General features: G+C 67.9%; 13 protein-coding genes. 7 read left to right on the top strand and 6 right to left on the bottom strand.

The features are described 5' to 3' along the window. The 3 genes from QN357_RS00965 to QN357_RS00955 are packed head-to-tail and all read right to left on the bottom strand — an operon-like array spanning position 1 to position 3,660. Complete coding sequence (locus tag QN357_RS00965; RefSeq protein ID WP_134558414.1) at positions 1 to 303, bottom strand: SHOCT domain-containing protein; 303 nt, start codon at positions 301 to 303, stop codon at positions 1 to 3. 59 nt (positions 304 to 362) lie between these two features. After that, positions 363 to 1,925, bottom strand: a complete 1,563-nt coding sequence (locus QN357_RS00960) for an SLC13 family permease (RefSeq protein WP_134558413.1) — start codon at positions 1,923 to 1,925, stop codon at positions 363 to 365. Positions 1,926 to 1,971: 46 nt separating this feature from the next. Beyond that, positions 1,972 to 3,660: an MFS transporter gene (locus QN357_RS00955; protein ID WP_322135850.1), complete on the bottom strand. Its 1,689-nt coding sequence runs from the start codon at positions 3,658 to 3,660 to the stop codon at positions 1,972 to 1,974. Between the two features lie 292 nt (positions 3,661 to 3,952). Between QN357_RS00955 and QN357_RS00950 the strand changes: the two genes are divergently transcribed. The 3 genes from QN357_RS00950 to QN357_RS00940 all read left to right on the top strand — a co-directional run bounded on the left by QN357_RS00950 (position 3,953) and on the right by QN357_RS00940 (position 7,892). Further along, the gene (locus QN357_RS00950) at positions 3,953 to 4,930 is read left to right on the top strand and encodes a helix-turn-helix transcriptional regulator (protein ID WP_322189676.1); all 978 of its coding nucleotides are present in this window, start codon (positions 3,953 to 3,955) and stop codon (positions 4,928 to 4,930) included. Positions 4,931 to 4,961: 31 nt separating this feature from the next. Further along, complete coding sequence (locus QN357_RS00945; RefSeq protein WP_134446524.1) at positions 4,962 to 7,043, top strand: DNA gyrase/topoisomerase IV subunit B; 2,082 nt, start codon at positions 4,962 to 4,964, stop codon at positions 7,041 to 7,043. Between the two features lie 72 nt (positions 7,044 to 7,115). Beyond that, a complete protein-coding gene (locus QN357_RS00940; RefSeq protein ID WP_134446525.1) occupies positions 7,116 to 7,892 on the top strand; it encodes an SDR family NAD(P)-dependent oxidoreductase in 777 nt (258 codons plus the stop codon). A 20-nt stretch (positions 7,893 to 7,912) separates the two neighbouring features. Here the strand turns inward: QN357_RS00940 and QN357_RS00935 are convergent, their stop codons facing one another. Both QN357_RS00935 and QN357_RS00930 read right to left on the bottom strand, forming a co-directional pair. After that, positions 7,913 to 8,617, bottom strand: coding sequence for an SDR family NAD(P)-dependent oxidoreductase (locus QN357_RS00935; RefSeq protein ID WP_134446526.1), 705 nt, complete (start codon positions 8,615 to 8,617; stop codon positions 7,913 to 7,915). A 74-nt stretch (positions 8,618 to 8,691) separates the two neighbouring features. Beyond that, the gene (locus QN357_RS00930) at positions 8,692 to 11,241 is read right to left on the bottom strand and encodes a DNA topoisomerase IV subunit A (RefSeq protein ID WP_322189677.1); all 2,550 of its coding nucleotides are present in this window, start codon (positions 11,239 to 11,241) and stop codon (positions 8,692 to 8,694) included. Between the two features lie 107 nt (positions 11,242 to 11,348). Here QN357_RS00930 and QN357_RS00925 point away from each other — a divergent pair, with 107 nt between their 5' ends. Continuing rightward, positions 11,349 to 12,512: an alkaline phosphatase family protein gene (locus QN357_RS00925; protein ID WP_322189678.1), complete on the top strand. Its 1,164-nt coding sequence runs from the start codon at positions 11,349 to 11,351 to the stop codon at positions 12,510 to 12,512. A gap of 71 nt (positions 12,513 to 12,583) precedes the next feature. Here the strand turns inward: QN357_RS00925 and QN357_RS00920 are convergent, their stop codons facing one another. Further along, complete coding sequence (locus tag QN357_RS00920; protein WP_134446529.1) at positions 12,584 to 13,192, bottom strand: DUF3043 domain-containing protein; 609 nt, start codon at positions 13,190 to 13,192, stop codon at positions 12,584 to 12,586. Positions 13,193 to 13,229: 37 nt separating this feature from the next. Between QN357_RS00920 and QN357_RS00915 the strand changes: the two genes are divergently transcribed. The 3 genes from QN357_RS00915 to coxB all read left to right on the top strand — a co-directional run bounded on the left by QN357_RS00915 (position 13,230) and on the right by coxB (position 16,186). After that, entirely contained in the window at positions 13,230 to 14,666 is a 1,437-nt protein-coding gene (locus QN357_RS00915; protein WP_134561090.1) for a dipeptidase, read from the top strand. A gap of 112 nt (positions 14,667 to 14,778) precedes the next feature. Next, positions 14,779 to 15,135, top strand: a complete 357-nt coding sequence (gene erpA / locus QN357_RS00910; RefSeq protein WP_134446531.1) for an iron-sulfur cluster insertion protein ErpA — start codon at positions 14,779 to 14,781, stop codon at positions 15,133 to 15,135. A gap of 163 nt (positions 15,136 to 15,298) precedes the next feature. Then, positions 15,299 to 16,186 (top strand): cytochrome c oxidase subunit II, encoded by an 888-nt coding sequence (gene coxB / locus QN357_RS00905; RefSeq protein ID WP_166787268.1) that lies wholly within the window; start codon positions 15,299 to 15,301, stop codon positions 16,184 to 16,186. Position 16,187 lies beyond the last annotated feature (1 nt).

Raw genomic sequence — 16,187 nt, 5'->3', positions numbered from 1 at the left:
CTACGCGATCGCCTGGGCCTTGAGCAGGGCGAATTCCGCATCGGTGAGGGCGCCGGCAGTGTGCAGCGCAGCGAGGCGCTCGATCTTGCTGATGATGTCCTCCTGGGGTGCCGCTGGCGGGACGGCGACAGGCGCCGTCGCAGCGATGGGCGCAGCGACGGCCGGGGCGGCTGCAGCAGCGGCCGCCTGCTTGCGTGCGGCGGAGCCGTGAACGGCATTGCTCGTCGCGGTTGCTGTTCCGACGATGACGGCAGTGCGTGCCGCACTTGCCGCGAGTCCGCGTGAACGTCGTCCGAATGCCATGGTGTTCCTCTCGAGTGGTTTAGCCGGGGTGGTGTTCGTGGTGTTGTGGTCGGGTCAGGTCAGGGGTGGAAAGGCCAGAAGACTGGAACCAGGAAGGTGGCAACGGCGACGAAGAGCAGCAGGAGGGGCAGCCCGAGCTTCCAGTAGTCGCCGAAGCGGTACGCTCCAGGCCCCATCACCATGGTGTTCGCCGGGGTCGCGACCGGGGTGAGGAACGATGCTGCCGCTGCGACCGTGACGCCCATCAGCAGGGGGAGCGGTGAGATCCCCGTTTCGGTTGCGATCGCGATGGCGATCGGACCAAGGATGAGTGCTGTGGCCATGTTGCTGATCAGCTGCCCGAGCACGCTCGTGACGACGGCGATACCGAAGAGCAGCAGATAGGGGCTCGAGGTGCCCACTGCGGCGACGAGCCCGTTCGCGATGACGTCGGCAGCGCCGGAGACCTGGATGGCGGTCGACAGCGGAATCATCCCGCCGACGAGGATGAGGGTCGTCCAGGAGATCGAGCGGTGCGCCTGGGAGACCGTGAGCACGCGCAGGAGGACCATCGCCGCCGCAGCGGTCAGGGCTGCAACCGCCGCAGGCACGATCCCGGTGGCAAGCAGGACGACCATGCCGGCGAGGATCACGAGGGCGGTCGTTGCGCGCGGGCCCATCGGCACGGCCTGGCGACGAATCAGCTGGGGTGCGTCGACGACGACGACGTTGGGGTCTGCGGTGTTCCGGTCGAGCGCCTGCCACGGGCCGCGCAGCAGCAGCACGTCTCCAGCGGCGAGGACGGCATCCGTCAGGTCCTCCCCGCTCCGCTGGATCGCGATGACGACGAGTTCCCCACTGTCCGTCACCATTCCCGTGAAGACGCTTTCACCCACGAAGGACGAGCGTGGTGCGATGACGACCTCTGTGACACCGTTCTTCCGGCCCAGCAGGCTTCCCGCGTCCGCGAGAGAGTACTGGGCTGCGAGGGTACGCGCGTGGTCGCTGAGATCCTTGGGCGCGACCTGGGCGGTTCGGTTGGGCAGGAGCCTCGGGCCGAGGAATACGGTGATCAGGATGGTCCCGACGACGAGCGGGAGGCCGACGAGGCCGAATTCGAAGAATCCGAACGGTGCATGGCCCGTGCTGACCGCGAGCTCGGAGACGAGCACATTGACCGGGGTTCCGGTCAGGACGAGAAGGGACCCGGCATGTGCGCCGAAGGCGAGTGGCATCAGCATCTGGGAAGGAGGCTGCCGAATCCGGATCGCGAGCACGACGACCATCGGGAGCAGGGACGCGACGGCGCCGTTGACGCTGATCAGGGCGGTGACGACCGCAACGAGCAGCATCACGAACGTCACGATGATGCGCCGGTTCGTTCCGGTGCGTTTGGTGAGCTGCTGGCCGGCCCAGGTGGTCACCCCGGTCGCGTCGAGTGCTTCGCTGACGACGAACAGGGCGGCGATGAAGACGATGACCGGGTCGCCGAACCCCGCCAGGGTCTGCTCGAAAGAAATCACACCGGTCAGGAAAAGCGACAGCGCGACGCCGATGGCGACGATCTCCACGGGAACCGCGTTCCAGACGAAGAGCACGATCGCGGCGAGAAGCACGAGCAGGGTGATCGAGATGTCGTTCACGGCTGCGCCCCAGGATGCCGGTGAACGGCGTCGCCGCGTGGCCTGCTCATGACCGGGAGGCCGGCCGTTCCAGGCCGTCCTCGTCGTCGTCCGGTTCCTTGCCGCTCGAGAGCGCCGCGGGGATGTCCCCGGGAATGTAGTCCGGCATCCGCCCGGCCGGGATGATCGCGAGGAGTGCGATGCCGGCGAGGCCGAGCAGCGAGATCTGCAGGGCACGGAGCCGCGCGTCCTCGTTGATGGCAACGGCCTCTGCAACCTGCTCCGGGGTGGCGGATGTCTGGCTCAGGACCGACTCGAGGTGGTCGTTGGTGACGAAGTTCACACTGTCGAGGGGCACTTGCGCGACCAGTTCCGGCGGCAGGGCCTGGCTGCTCGCGACACTCGACGCCACGATCGCGCTGAGGATTCCGACGGCGAAGACGCTCGCGACGGCGATGCCGACGCTCCCCGAGATGTTGTGGACGAGGCCGCGCCAGGCGCCTACGTCTCCGGCGAGGCGTTTCGGGGCCGCGGAGAGCAGGGTGTTGAACACGAGCGCCACAATCGCCCCCTGGCCGAGGCCGAGGATGATGAGGCCGATGACGACGGCGAACTGTTCCCATTCGTTCCGGATCGTGAAGGCGAGGATCACCAGCCCGAGGGCGACGACGACGAACCCCACCCGGGCGATCTGGTGCGGCGGGTACCGCTTGTACAGGGTGGCCACGACGGAGCTGGCGATGAAGATCGAGAGGGTGTACGGGATGATCGAGATCGAGGTCTGGAAGCTCGACCGGCCCTGCACGATCTGGATGTAGAGCGGGATCAGGAAGTTCGCCGCGGTTCCCACGAACAGCATCGCCGCCATCGCGAAGGTCGTCGCCTTCTCGGATCCGGACTTCAGCACCTCGAGGTCGAAGATCTGCGGCAGGTGCGCGGCCTTCCTCCGGCGCAACCACACGAAGAACGCCTGCCCGCCGATCGCCCCGAGGAGGATCAGGACCGGCGCAGGGGAGACCCCCAGGACCGTGAAAGGCGCGCTGGGCGTGGCCAGGACCACGCCCCAGGAATTCAGGCCGCTGAACCCGAAGCTCAGCAGGATGATGGACCCCGCAGCGAGGACGGCGCCGACCCAGTCGATCACGACGGCGGGCTGGGGCGGCACGACCTTCAACCGGAAACTCAGCAGCAGGTTCACTGCCGCGAGCGCCACGATCAGGGCGAAGGAATACCGCCAGCCGATCGTGGACGCGAAGGTACCCGCGATGAGGAGCGCGAGCACCCCGGCCGCGGGGATGGCCGCCGCGAGGAACCCGATTGAGCGGGCCTGCTGCTCACCGGAATAGTTCGCCGCGATGAACACCACGAGCGCCGGCGCGATCAACGCGATCACCGCACCGGACGCGGCTTGCGCGATGAACAGCATCGTCGGACTCACACTCACGGCAACGGCCGCCATCGCGAGTCCATGGATGACGACTGCGATCTGGAACACCCGGCGGGACCCGAACTTCGCACCCAGCTTGGCACCGAGCAGGATGAACGCCGCCATCGCGAACGTGCCCGCGGTGATCGCCGTCCCCACACTCGTCGCTGGAGTGTTCAGATCCGTCGTGATGCCCTGCATCGACACCGTCAACGCATTCACCGCGAACGACGCCTGAATCTGCGTGAGCACGACCACGACCAACGGCAACCACGACGCTGCAACGGCAGGGCGGGTGGCACCCCCGGGTACGACGGTCTCTGAGGACATCCTTCACGCTCCCATCTGGGTTTCCGACTGGTTCTGTCTGGGTCTGTCCGGCGAATTCTTGTCAGACTAGGGCCACTGATCCGGCGTCCAGCAGAGTTGGCGCAGGACTGCGCTTGTGCTGGCGCAAGAACGCCGTGCCGGGTCCGGAGCTGTCAGGCGACAACCCGGAGTTCTTCCGCGTTGCATTGTGTTCCCGTTTGGGGGGGCGATAGCCTGCGGTTCTGGAATGGATCGCAGGTCTGCGTCGCAGCGGGCCGCGCGGAGATCGCGCAGCAGAAGTGAGGGGTTTCAGATGTGGGTGCCGGTGTCCAGCGACGCGGTGCGGCATCTCACCGTTCAGTCCGGCATCCCGGTTCCGCTTCCCGACGACGCTGTCGGCTTCCTCGCGCAGCGCCTCGAGGTTCCGGCCTCTGACGTGTTTCATTTTTCGGCGATCAGGAAAGTGATCGGCAGCACGACGGTGACGCTCGCCACCCAGTCGGCCTTCCGCTACACAGGGGGCACCGATTCCACCGCGGGGGTCCTGCACGTCGGTTTCATGCTCAATGGCAGCATGACGATCGGACTCGGTCAGCACCCGCCCCAACGGTTCAGCCCGATCAGCGCATACGTGATGCCGGCGGGGGTCGCGTCGTCCGTCCAGACGACGGAGGTCACGCGCGGACTCGGCATCCAGCTTCCCCAGGCCCGCCTGATAGCGAGGGGGATCCAGCTCGAGGGTGAACGCCTGCGCCTCGAACGCTCGGCGTCTCTCGCCGCGCCCCTGCGGGTCCTGGCGCTCGCGGTGGTCGAAGCGGCCTGGACGCCGACGGCCATCGGAGTGTCTGTCACAGAGAGGACGATCGAGGACCTCGTGGTCGGCATTTTTCTGGAGGGCGACGGTTATGCCATGGACAGCGCTGACCTCCGGGCGGGCCTGCGCATGCGCGCCGTCGCCCACATCGAGGCCAGGCACCGGAACCGCGATCTCAGTCCTGCTGTCGTTGCCGCCCAGCTGGGGATCTCCCTGCGGCACCTGCAGCGCGCGTTCGAGGGCGGGGGCAGTACTGTCGCCGCGGAGATCAGCCGGTGTCGCGCGGAGTCTGCCGCCCAGCTGCTGCTCGCACCGCGCACGGCGGGGCTGACAATCGCCGACATCGCAACGCGTTCCGGATACACGTCCGCTTTCGAGCTCCGCGCCGGGTTCCGCGCACGGTATGGCGTCCTGCCCTCCCAGTACCGCATCGGCGGCATCGCCCTGCCGGAGACACGAGCGTCCGGACGTGCGTAATCCCCGGTCCTCGGCCAGTATTCTTGGGACGGTGAGTTCTTCTGACTATTCCGCCCGCCACCTCTCGGTCCTCGAAGGCCTCGAGGCCGTGCGCAAGCGCCCCGGCATGTACATCGGCTCGACCGACTCCCGGGGGTTGATGCACTGCCTCTGGGAGATCATCGACAACTCCGTCGACGAGGCGCTCGGCGGATTCGGTGCCGGAATCGACATCGTGCTGCACCCGGACGCGAGCGTCGAGGTCAGCGACACCGCCCGCGGTATCCCCGTTGACATCGAACCGAAGACCGGACTGACCGGCGTCGAGGTCGTCTTCACCAAATTGCACGCCGGCGGCAAGTTCGGCGGCGGTTCGTATGCGGCGTCGGGTGGACTGCACGGAGTCGGCGCATCCGTCGTGAATGCCCTGTCGGAGCGCCTCGACGTCGAGGTCGACAGGGACGGCAAGACCTGGGCGATGTCCTTCCACCGCGGTGAACCCGGACTGTTCGCCGACACCGGGGAGAAGAGTCCGGACGCCCCCTTCACCCCCTTCGAACACCAGAGCGAACTCCGTGTGGTCGGCAAGGTCCGTCGAGGCGTCACGGGAACCCGTATCCGCTATTGGGCGGATCGGCAGATCTTCACCAAGGGCGCGACGTTCCAGACCGAGGAACTGCTCGAACGGGCCAGGCAGACGGCGTTCCTCGTTCCCGGGCTCGCCTTGTCGATCGACGACCGCCGTGGCGATGAGCCCGTTGTCGAGGTATTCCGGTTCGAGGGTGGCATCTCCGAGTTCGTCGAGCACCTCTCGACGGATGCCGCGATCACGGACACCTGGCGCCTCACCGGCCACGGCACGTTCACCGAAACCGTTCCTGTGCTGATGCCGACGGGTGCCATGGTCCCGACCGAGCTCGTCAGGGACTGCGCCGTCGATATCGCGCTGCGCTGGGGGACCGGCTACGACACGATCGTCCGCAGTTTCGTGAATATCATCGCGACGCCCAAGGGCGGCACCCACCAGGCCGGATTCGACGCCGGGCTGATCAAGTTCCTCAGGGCCCAGGTCGAACTCAACGCGCGCAGGCTCAAGATGGGTTCTGACAAGCTCGAGAAGGACGACGTGATGGCGGGGCTCACCGCCGTGCTCACCGTGCGTCTGCCCGAGCCGCAGTTCGAGGGACAGACCAAGGAGGTCCTCGGAACGCCCGCCGTGCGCGCGATCGTCGCGAACGTCGTCGCCCAGGCGATGAACGAACGCTTCGTGTCCACCCGGCGCGACGACAAGACGCAGGCGGCCGTGCTGCTCGACAAGATCGTCGCGGAGATGAAGTCGCGCATTTCCGCCCGTGCCCACAAGGAGACGCAGCGGCGCAAGAACGCCCTCGAAAGCTCCTCCCTGCCCGCGAAGCTCGTCGACTGCCGCAGCAACGACGTGCTGAACAGCGAACTGTTCATCGTCGAAGGCGACTCGGCGCTCGGCACCGCCAAGCTCGCGCGCGACAGCGAGCACCAGGCCCTGCTGCCCATCCGCGGCAAGATCCTGAACGTGCAGAAGGCATCCGTCGCCGACATGCTCTCCAACCTCGAGTGCGCCTCGATCATCCAGGTCATCGGCGCCGGCTCCGGCCGCAGCTTCGATCTCTCGGCGGCGCGCTACGGCAAGGTCATCATCATGAGCGATGCGGATGTCGACGGGGCGCACATCCGCACCCTGCTGCTAACCCTGTTCTTCCGGTACATGCGCCCGATGATCACAGAGGGGCGGGTGTTCGCCGCGGTGCCGCCCCTGCACAGAGTGGTCGTGATGAACCCGGGCTCGAAGCCCAATGAGACCATCTACACCTACTCGGAACCCGAGCTGCACAGCGTGCTTGCGGCCCTGAAGAAAAGCGGAAAGCGGTACCAGGACCCGATCCAGCGGTACAAGGGGCTCGGCGAGATGGACGCGGACCAGCTGGCGACGACGACGATGGAGCGCTCGCACCGGATGCTCCGCCGCGTGCGGGTCGCCGATGCCGAGCAGGCCGGCAAGGTCTTCGAACTCCTGATGGGCAACGACGTCGCCCCGCGCAAGGAGTTCATCATCGAAAGCTCGGACAAGCTCAGCAGGGACCGCATCGACGTGTAATGCCTGTTCACGGTGATATGGTCGCCGCACACTGCCGGCACTGGCGCCGGCACAAGGCGGAGGGCATTCCAGATGAGCACCCAGGCGGACCAGGCAGGATTCCAGCAGGCACGGTTCACGGGCCGGACCGTCATCGTGACCGGGGCGGGCAGCGGCATCGGGAGGGCGACGGCGCTCCGGCTCCTCAGCGAGGGCGCCCGCGTCATCGCCGCCGATATCTCGGCGGAGCGTCTCGCGGCTCTGGAGCAGAGCAGCGGCAGCGGGGAGCTCGTCGGCGTGGCCGGCGACGTGAGCCTGCAAGCGGATGTCGACGCGCTCGTGCTGGCCGCGGGACCCACGGTCGACGGGCTGGTCAACAATGCCGGGATCATGGACTCGTTCCTCCCGACGGCGGAGATCACCGACGAGGTGTGGGAGCGGGTCTTCCGGGTGAACGTGACCTCGCAGATGCGGCTGATGCGTGCCGTGCTGCCCGGCATGGTCTCGGCCGGTTTCGGGCGGATCGTGAACATCGCAAGCGAGGCAGGCATCCGCGCGGGAGCATCGGGCACCACGTACAGCGCGTCCAAGCACGCCGTGATCGGACTGACCAAGAGTACGGCGTTGTTCTACGGGCCGAAGGGGGTGCGCTGCAATGCGGTGGCGCCCGGCGCGGTGAAGACGAACATCGAGGCTCCGTTCCTGTCCGCGTGGGCCGCCGAGCGTCTCGGACCGATCATGCAGACGACCATTCCGGCCCCTGCGGAGCCGGAGGAGCTGGCCGCGTCCATTTGCTGGTTGCTGAGCGAGGACTCGCCCAACGTCAATGGAGCCGTCCTGATGTCCGACGGCGGCTGGTCGACAATCTAGCGAACGCCGGTCTGCGGAGGTCAGGCGGGCGGGGCGAACGCGGAACTGGGCAGGTCGCGCTCCCCGGCGGCGATGGCGCCGACGATCCGCGCGGCCACGGCCTCCGGCTGCAGACCGGCAGGGAAGTTCGGCGCGACGCCTGAGATCGGGTGGTCGGCGAGGCCGGTTTCGGTGTGTCCGGGGCGGGCGTCGATCATGCGGATGCCGCTGCGGCGAAGCTCCCGCCCCGCGGCCTGTCCGAATGCTGCGAGGGCGGCCTTGGACGCCGAGTACGCCGCAAGGCCCGCGGTCGGGCTCTCGCTCACGACACCGCTGAGGGTCACGAAGAACGGTTCCCTGCCGGCGGCGGCGGATGCCGTGAGGCTGTCCGCTGCGGCGCGGAGCAGGCGGATGGGCGCGAGCGTGTTCACGGCGAAGAGTTCCTCCATGGCCGCGTCTCCGAGCTCACGTGCCGGCCCGAAGGCCACAACACCGGCCGCGTTGACGACCCCGTCGAGTCCTCCGGTGGCCTGGACCGCACGGGCGACCAGGGCGTCGACTGCCGAAACGTCGGTGAGGTCACCCGTGACGAGCGTGCCGGGGATCCCGAGGGCTGCGAGCCTGGCCGTGTCACGCCCGGCCAGGACAAGGGTCGCTCCGGCGGCCGAGAGCTGCCGGGCGATTTCACGGCCGAGGCCGCCGGTCGCGCCGACGACGAGGACGACCGAGCCGGGAAGTGTAGTCATTCGGACACTGTAGCCGTCTGAGCCGGCCGTCTGAGCCGGCCGCATGAGCCGGACGCATGAGCCGGCCGGCCGGTTCAGGCGATCCGGGCGCCGATCGTGCCGACCAGAGCTTCGAGCATCGTCCCAGAGGCATCCCGCCTGGCCCCGGTTTCCGGAAGGGTGCGCGGGGCTCCGTCCGGACCGACCGCGCGGGCGGGCATCGGACCGACCCACGCGACGGCGATGGCGTCTTCCCCCTTGAGGAAGCGGTGGGCGCGGACTCCGGACGTCGCCCGGCCCTTCGCGGGGAATTCGGTGAACTCGGAGACCTTGGCACTGCCGGGGTCCGTTCCGGCGAGGGTGTGGCTGGACGCTGCGACGGTGGCGACGACGGCCGTCTCCGCGTCGTCGGCCGCGAGACTCGTGAAGAACACGGCCCGGGCATCCGCTGCGAGTTTGATCCCGGCCATTCCGCCGGCAAGGCGGCCCTGGGGCCGCACCGATGCGGCCGGGAACCTCAAGAGCTGGGCGTCGGACGTGACGAAGACGAGCTCGTCGTCCTCCGTGCCCTGCTCGGCCCCGATGACGGAGTCCTTCGGCTTGAGCTGGATGATCTCGAAGTCAGGCCGGTTCGCCCAGTCGCCCGCGACGACGCGCTTGACGGTGCCGAAGGCGGTTCCGAGCGCGATGGAGCGGTCGGACTCGAGGGAAACGAGCGCGAGCACGGTCTCGGACCTGTCGGTCAGGCCCAGGTAGTCGGCCACGCGCACGCCGGCGCCGAGCTGGATGGATGTGGGCGGCATCACGGGCAGGTCGACCGGGGTGAACCGGATCAGCCTGCCGCGGCTCGTGACGGCGCCGACCTCTGCACGGCTCGTCGTGTCCAGGGTGGAGAGCACGGCGTCGTGCTTGCTGCGCCGCTGGGTGGGTACGGTCCTGGTCCGGGGCGCGGATGCCGCGTCACCGGTCTCCGTCGCGGCGTCTCCAGCCGGGAGGGCATCGGGATCGAAGGGGTCGTCAGCAGTGGGCTCGATGGCGGCGAGGTCGACCCTGGCGATGCGACCGGTGGCACTCAGGTAGACCCTGGTCGGCGTGTCGGTGAGTTCGAGCACCGGGGCGTTGCGTTTGGCGACGGCGCCGGCGATGCTCGGCTTGGCCTCGGTGAGGAGGGTGCGGCGCGGGGTGCCGAACTTCTCCGCCACGGCGGCGAGCTCGTCGGAGACGAGGGTGCGGATGGCCTGCTTGCTCCCGAGCAGTTCTTCGAGGAGGGCGATCTCGGCGAGGAGCTGGTCGCGTTCGGCCTCGAGTTCGATCTGGGAGAAGCGGGTGAGGCGGCGCAGACGGAGTTCGAGGATGTACTCGGCCTGGATCTGGCTCAGCTCGAAGACGTCGATCAGGCGCGTGCGGGCCTGCTCGGTGTCGTCGCTCGTGCGGATCACCTGGATGACCTCGTCGATGTCGACGATGGCGATGAGGAGGCCCTCGACGAGGTGCAGGCGTTCCGTGCGCCTGGCCAGGCGGTAGGCGCTGCGCCGGGTGACGACCTCGATCCGGTGGCCGACGTAGACGGACAGGAGCTCGCGCAGGCCGAGGGTCTGCGGTCCGCCGTCCACGAGGGCGACCGCGTTGATGTTGAAGGAATCCTCGAGGGGGGTGTAACGGTAGAGCTGTTCGAGAACGGCGAGGGGGCTGAAGCCGGTCTTGATGCCGATCACGAGCCGCAAGCCGTGGGTGCGGTCGGTGAGGTCTGTGACGTCGGAGATGCCGCTGAGCTTCTTGGAGGTGACGCCGTCCTTGATTTTCTCGATGACCCGCTCCGGGCCGACGAGATAGGGGAGCTCCGTCACGACGAGGCCCGATTTCCGGGCCGTGATGGCCTCGACGGAGACCTTGGCGCGGGTCTTGAAACTGCCGCGGCCCGTGAGGTAGGCATCCTTGATCCCCGAGAGACCGACGATCGTCCCCCCGGTCGGCAGGTCGGGTCCCGGCACGTATTCCATCAGCTCGTCGAGCGTCGCGTCGGGGTGCGCGAGCAGGTGCCGCGCCGCGCCGACGACCTCGATGAGGTTGTGCGGCGCCATGTTCGTCGCCATGCCGACGGCGATGCCCGCGGCCCCGTTGACGAGCAGGTTCGGGTACGCGGCAGGGAGCACATCCGGCTGGGTCAGCTGGTTGTCGTAGTTCGGGACGAAGTCAACGACGTCCTCGTCGAGGTTTTCCGTCATGGCGAGGGCGGGGGCTGCGAGGCGCGCCTCGGTGTACCGCGGCGCGGCGGGGCCGTCGTCGAGGGACCCGAAGTTGCCGTGGCCGTCGATGAGGGGAACGCGGAGGGTGAAGGCCTGGGCCATCCGCACGAGCGCGTCGTAGATCGCGGTGTCACCGTGCGGGTGCAGCTTCCCCATGACTTCGCCGACGACGCGCGCCGACTTCACGTGGCCCTTGTCCGGACGCAGGCCCATCTCGGCCATCTGGTAGAGGATCCGGCGCTGCACGGGCTTGAGCCCGTCCCTCGCGTCGGGGAGGGCGCGGGAATAGATCACCGAGTACGCGTACTCCAGGAACGATCCCTGCATCTCCGTCGAGACATCGACGTCCTCGATGCGTTCGGTGAATGCTGCGGGCGGGGTAGCGGGTGTGCGACTCATTCGTGAATTCTGCTTGGGGTGCTCCGGTGGCAGGACCAGCGGCACGATCGGGTGGGCGCGCAGGCTGCGCGCCAGTGCAGGGCCGTGTCCATGACAGACTTGACCCAATGCCCCCCATGCTACCGGCCCGCCAATTCAGTGCGCTGCGCCTTGCCGACGTCCTGTCAAGTTGCCACGCTGCGGTCCTCGGCCGGGAGAATGCGCTTGCCCTCGCCGCTGTCGACAAGGCCGTCGTCGTGCTCGTCGACGGCCTCGGCGTCAGCTCGCTGCGGGCACGGGCAGGCCACGCCCGGTACCTCATGTCGAAACTGACCAGGGCCGGGGTCGTCGATACGGTCTTCCCCGCCACGACCGCCGCAGCGATCACGAGCCTGACCACCGGGGTCGAACCCGGTCGGCACGGGCTCGTCGGCTACCGGGCCCTCGACGCCGCCAACGACAGGGTCGTCAACCAGCTGAGTGGCTGGGACGAACGGATGCCGCCGGAAACGTGGCAGCGGACCCGTACCGTCTTCGAACGCGCCGCCGATGACGGTGTGCCGAGTTTCACCATCGGCCCGAAGCGCTACGCCCACTCCGGATTCACCCTCGCGTCCCTCCGTGGTGCGCACTACGTGCCGGCGGAGAGCATCTCCGATCGGTTCGCGGCGGCCCGTGCCCTGCTGGACACCGAGTCGCGCGCCCTCGTCTACCTGTACGTGCCCGAACTCGACGTCGCCGCACACGCGCACGGCTGGGAGTCCGCGAAATGGCTCGCGGCCCTCGAGGCCCTCGACTCCGCCGCCGGGCGCTTCGCTGCCGGTATGCATCGGGACGAGGGGCTCATCGTCACCGCAGACCACGGCGTCCTCGACGTCCCCGCCACGAAACACGTGCTCTTCGACAGCGTTCCCGAACTCGTCGCGCCGGTGCGGCACATCGGGGGAGACCCGCGCTGCCTCTACCTGTACCTCGACGAGTCCCGCGGCGACGCCGGAACGTCCGCATCAGAGGCGGCGACCACGCTGGCCGAAACCTGGCGCGAGGTCGAGGGCGACCGGGCGTGGATCTTCACGCGTGCGGAGGCGGTCACGGCCGGACTCTTCGGCAGGGTCGATGACGAAGTGCTGCCCAGGATCGGCGACGTGATCGTGGCCGCGCGGAAGGCCGTCGCATACTACGACTCCCGCGAGCCGAACCAGTCCGCCCGGTCGATGATCGGCCAGCACGGGTCGCTCACGGACGAGGAACTGCGCGTCCCCGTGATCCGCGACGGTGCCTTCGGCGCGTAGCCGCGGCTTCCGCCCGGGGGAACACCTCAGGCCCGCCCCCGGGGGGACGGGCCTGAGGGAGAGCCTGATGCTCAGGAGGGGTACTGGCCGCGCTTGACCTGGGGCTTCGGAAGCCGCATTGCTCGCAGCTGGAGCGCGCGCATCGCCGCATACCAGCGCACGCGCTCCGCCTTCGCGTCGCCGAACTTCGCCTTGACCTTCCGGGTGAGGGTGAAGCCGAGCACCGTGCAGTCCACGACGGCGATGAGGAAGAAGGCCCAGAGCGCGAGGATCCCGTAGGTCTGCACGTTGCGGTCGGGGAAGAACGTGAGGAGGATGACGAGGAACATCACCGGGATCATGAACTCGCCGATGTTCACCCGGGCGTCCACGTAGTCGCGCACGAAGCGCTTCTGCGGACCACGTTCGCGGACGGGGAGGAACTTGTCCTCACCCGCGGCCATGCCGATCCTGGCCCTGTCGCGGGTCTCCGCGGACTTGGCGCGTGCCTGGCGTGCGGCGAGCTTGCGGTCGTCGGGCACGAGGGGGCGCCGGTTGGCGGCCTCCTGCTCCTTACGACTCGGCGTCGGCTGGCCCTTCCCTTCCGGGTGGCCGGCGGGGTGGGCGGCCGCGAGGCGCGCCCTCGTCTCGTCGATCGATTCGATCGGCGGTTGTGCGTCTGGGTTCACTGGCTTGGCCACATCAGTTCCTTGCAATTAGTTGGCTTAAGATTACCTGATGACCGTTACCCCAGATACTGCACCCGAAGCCGCACTCGCCGACGCGCCTGTGCGCGCCGCGGTCGAGGCCGCCCTTCCCGCCACGATTGCCGACCTGTGCGCCCTCGTGCGCATCCCGTCCGTGTCCTGGGACGCGTTCGATCCGGCCAGGGTGGCGGAAAGCGCGGAGGCCGTCGCCGCCCTGGTGCGGGGGCTCAACGTCTTCGACGAGGTTGTCGTGACCCGGTCGGGAATTCCCGGCACCACGGAACTGGGCCAGCCTGCCGTGCTCGCCCACCGGCCGGCCCGCAACGGCCGACCCACGGTCCTGCTCTATGCCCACCACGATGTGCAGCCCCCCGGCCACGACATCGACTGGGAATCCACCCCGTTCGAGCCGACCGTTCGCGGGGATCGGCTCTACGGAAGAGGCGCAGCGGACGACAAGGCAGGGGTGATGGCGCACGTAGCGTCGATCCGGGCACTCGCCGAGACGGCCGGCCCCGACTTCGACCTCGGAATCGCCGTGTTCATCGAGGGTGAGGAGGAGTTCGGCAGTCGCTCGTTCGCGGCATTCCTCGAGGACAACCGGGAGTCGCTCCGCGCCGACGTCATCGTCGTCGCCGACTCCAACAATTGGGACGTGGACACCCCCGCCCTCACGGTCGCCCTGCGGGGCAACGTCACCTTCCGACTGACCGTGCGCACTCTCGACCACGCCTCCCACTCCGGAATGTACGGGGGAGCGGTGCCCGACGCCATGATGGCGACTGTGCGCCTTCTCGCGAGCCTCTACGCGGAAGACGGCTCCGTGGCCGTCGACGGGCTCACGAGTCGGGACGTCCCCGCACCCGAATACACCGAGGAACAGCTGCGCCTGGAAACCGGCCTCCTCGATGGTGCGACGCCCATCGGCCACGGCCCGCTGCTCAGCAGGCTCTGGTCCCAGCCCGCCATCACGATCACGGGCATCGACGCCCCGAGCGTCGCGAACGCGTCGAACACCCTGTCCCCGGTCGTGAGCGTGCGTCTCAGCACCCGGATCGCACCAGGACAGCCCGCTGCTGAGGCTTACCAGGCCCTCGAGGCGCACCTGCGCGCCCACGTCCCGTACGGGGCGAGCATCACCATCGACGACGTCGACACCGGCGAGGCGTTCCTCGTCGACGACAGCGGCTGGGCCGTGCCGCTCGCGCTCGGTGCGATGACGGATGCCTGGGGCAAGCCCCCGGTCAACGTCGGCATCGGCGGCTCCATTCCGTTCATCTCGGACCTCGTGCGGGTGTTCCCGGAGGCCCAGATCCTCGTCACGGGTGTCGAAGACCCCGATTCCCGGGCGCACAGCCCCAACGAGTCCCTCCACCTGGGCGTGTTCAAACGGGCAGTCCTCGCCGAGGCGTTCCTGCTCGACCGGCTCAACCGCCGCACCGGGACTCTGGAGGCCCCCACCCGATGAACCCATCAGCCCCGGTCAGAGACGAGAGACCGGCAGGCGGGAATTACTGCGGCGGACTCACCGTTGCTGCAGGTAGAATCTGTCAGAATTCGAGCACAGCGCAAGGAGCGTCATGACCGACACCATCACAACCAGCACCGCCGCCCACGGAGTGGGCCTGAGCGAGGCCGCAGCGCTGAAGGTACGAAGCCTGCTCGCCCAGGAGGGCCGTGAGGACCTGCGCCTCCGCGTCGCCGTCCAGCCCGGCGGCTGCTCCGGCCTCATCTACCAGCTCTACTTCGACGAGCGTGTGCTCGACGGTGACGCGCTCGTCGACTTCGACGGTGTCGAGGTCGTCGTCGACAAAATGAGCGTTCCGTACCTGGACGGGGCCTCGATCGACTTCGAGGACACCATCCAGAAGCAGGGCTTCACCATCGACAACCCCAACGCCGGCGGCAGCTGCGCCTGCGGGGACTCGTTCAGCTAGGGAACCACAGACGATGCCGGGCGGGCCGCCCGGCATCTTGGCGTGGATTCGTTACCGGATCAGCGCCTGCGCTGCACCCCGAAGCGCATCCCGCGCAGTAGGCTGTCATTCACACAGAGGCACTTCCGATGAAGTGATGTCGAGACTCCCCGAAAGGTTACTGGTGCGCAAAAACCACCGTCTCCGATGGGCTGCAATTCCGATCGCAGCGTCGTTGGTCATTGTTCTAGCGGGGTGCACCCAAGCCCAGCTCCACGGCTTCCTGCCCGGCTTCGTCGAGGGCGAACCGGCGGTGACGAACCAGACCGACCGCGTCGCCGGACTCTGGACGACATCCTGGATCGTGCTCCTGATCGTCGGCCTGATCACCTGGGGCCTGACAATCTGGGCCGTGATCGTCTACCGGCGCCGCAAGGGCCAGACCGGACTTCCGGTCCAGCTGCGGTACAACATGCCGATCGAGATCTTCTACACGATCGTTCCTCTCATCCTCGTCATCGGTTTCTTCGCATTCACCGCGAGGGACCAGGCCGCCATCGAGGCCCGCTTCGACTCACCGGACGTGAAGATCGAGGTCATCGGCAAGCAGTGGGCCTGGGACTTCAACTACGTCAACGAGAATGTCTACTCCGCCGGCATCCAGGGCCAGCCGAACCTCGACGGGCCCAAGGGCTCGCTCGTCGAAGCCGAGTTGCCGACGCTGGTCCTCCCGGTGGGCAAGAAGGTCGAACTCGCGCTCGAATCCCGCGACGTCATCCACTCCTTCTGGGTCATCGACTTCCTCTACAAGAAGGACATGATCCCGGGGAAGACCAACTACATGTCGGTCATCCCTGAACGGATCGGCACCTATTCCGGCAAGTGCGCCGAGCTGTGCGGTGAGTACCACTCGCTCATGCTCTTCAACGTCAAGGTCGTGTCAGAGGCCGACTACGAGGCGTACACGGCCTCGCTCAAGGCCGCGGGCAACTCCGGGCAACTCGACAACGGGTACAACCGCAACCAGAATCTTCCGGGCACGTCCGCCCCGGCGGTAGAGGAAGGCAAGTAGG

Source organism: Cryobacterium sp. RTC2.1 (assembly GCF_035018685.1).
Classification (GTDB): Bacteria; Actinomycetota; Actinomycetes; order Actinomycetales; family Microbacteriaceae; genus Cryobacterium; species Cryobacterium glucosi.
This window is presented reverse-complemented; position numbering and strand designations above follow the sequence as displayed.

Coding starts and splice junctions, on each gene's coding strand:
- QN357_RS00965 (WP_134558414.1), bottom strand. CDS start 303: ATGGCATTCGGACGACGTTCACGCGGACTCGCGGCAAGTGCGGCACGC.
- QN357_RS00955 (WP_322135850.1), bottom strand. CDS start 3,660: ATGTCCTCAGAGACCGTCGTACCCGGGGGTGCCACCCGCCCTGCCGTT.
- QN357_RS00950 (WP_322189676.1), top strand. CDS start 3,953: ATGTGGGTGCCGGTGTCCAGCGACGCGGTGCGGCATCTCACCGTTCAG.
- QN357_RS00940 (WP_134446525.1), top strand. CDS start 7,116: ATGAGCACCCAGGCGGACCAGGCAGGATTCCAGCAGGCACGGTTCACG.
- QN357_RS00935 (WP_134446526.1), bottom strand. CDS start 8,617: ATGACTACACTTCCCGGCTCGGTCGTCCTCGTCGTCGGCGCGACCGGC.
- QN357_RS00930 (WP_322189677.1), bottom strand. CDS start 11,241: ATGAGTCGCACACCCGCTACCCCGCCCGCAGCATTCACCGAACGCATC.
- QN357_RS00925 (WP_322189678.1), top strand. CDS start 11,349: ATGCCCCCCATGCTACCGGCCCGCCAATTCAGTGCGCTGCGCCTTGCC.
- QN357_RS00915 (WP_134561090.1), top strand. CDS start 13,230: ATGACCGTTACCCCAGATACTGCACCCGAAGCCGCACTCGCCGACGCG.
- erpA (WP_134446531.1), top strand. CDS start 14,779: ATGACCGACACCATCACAACCAGCACCGCCGCCCACGGAGTGGGCCTG.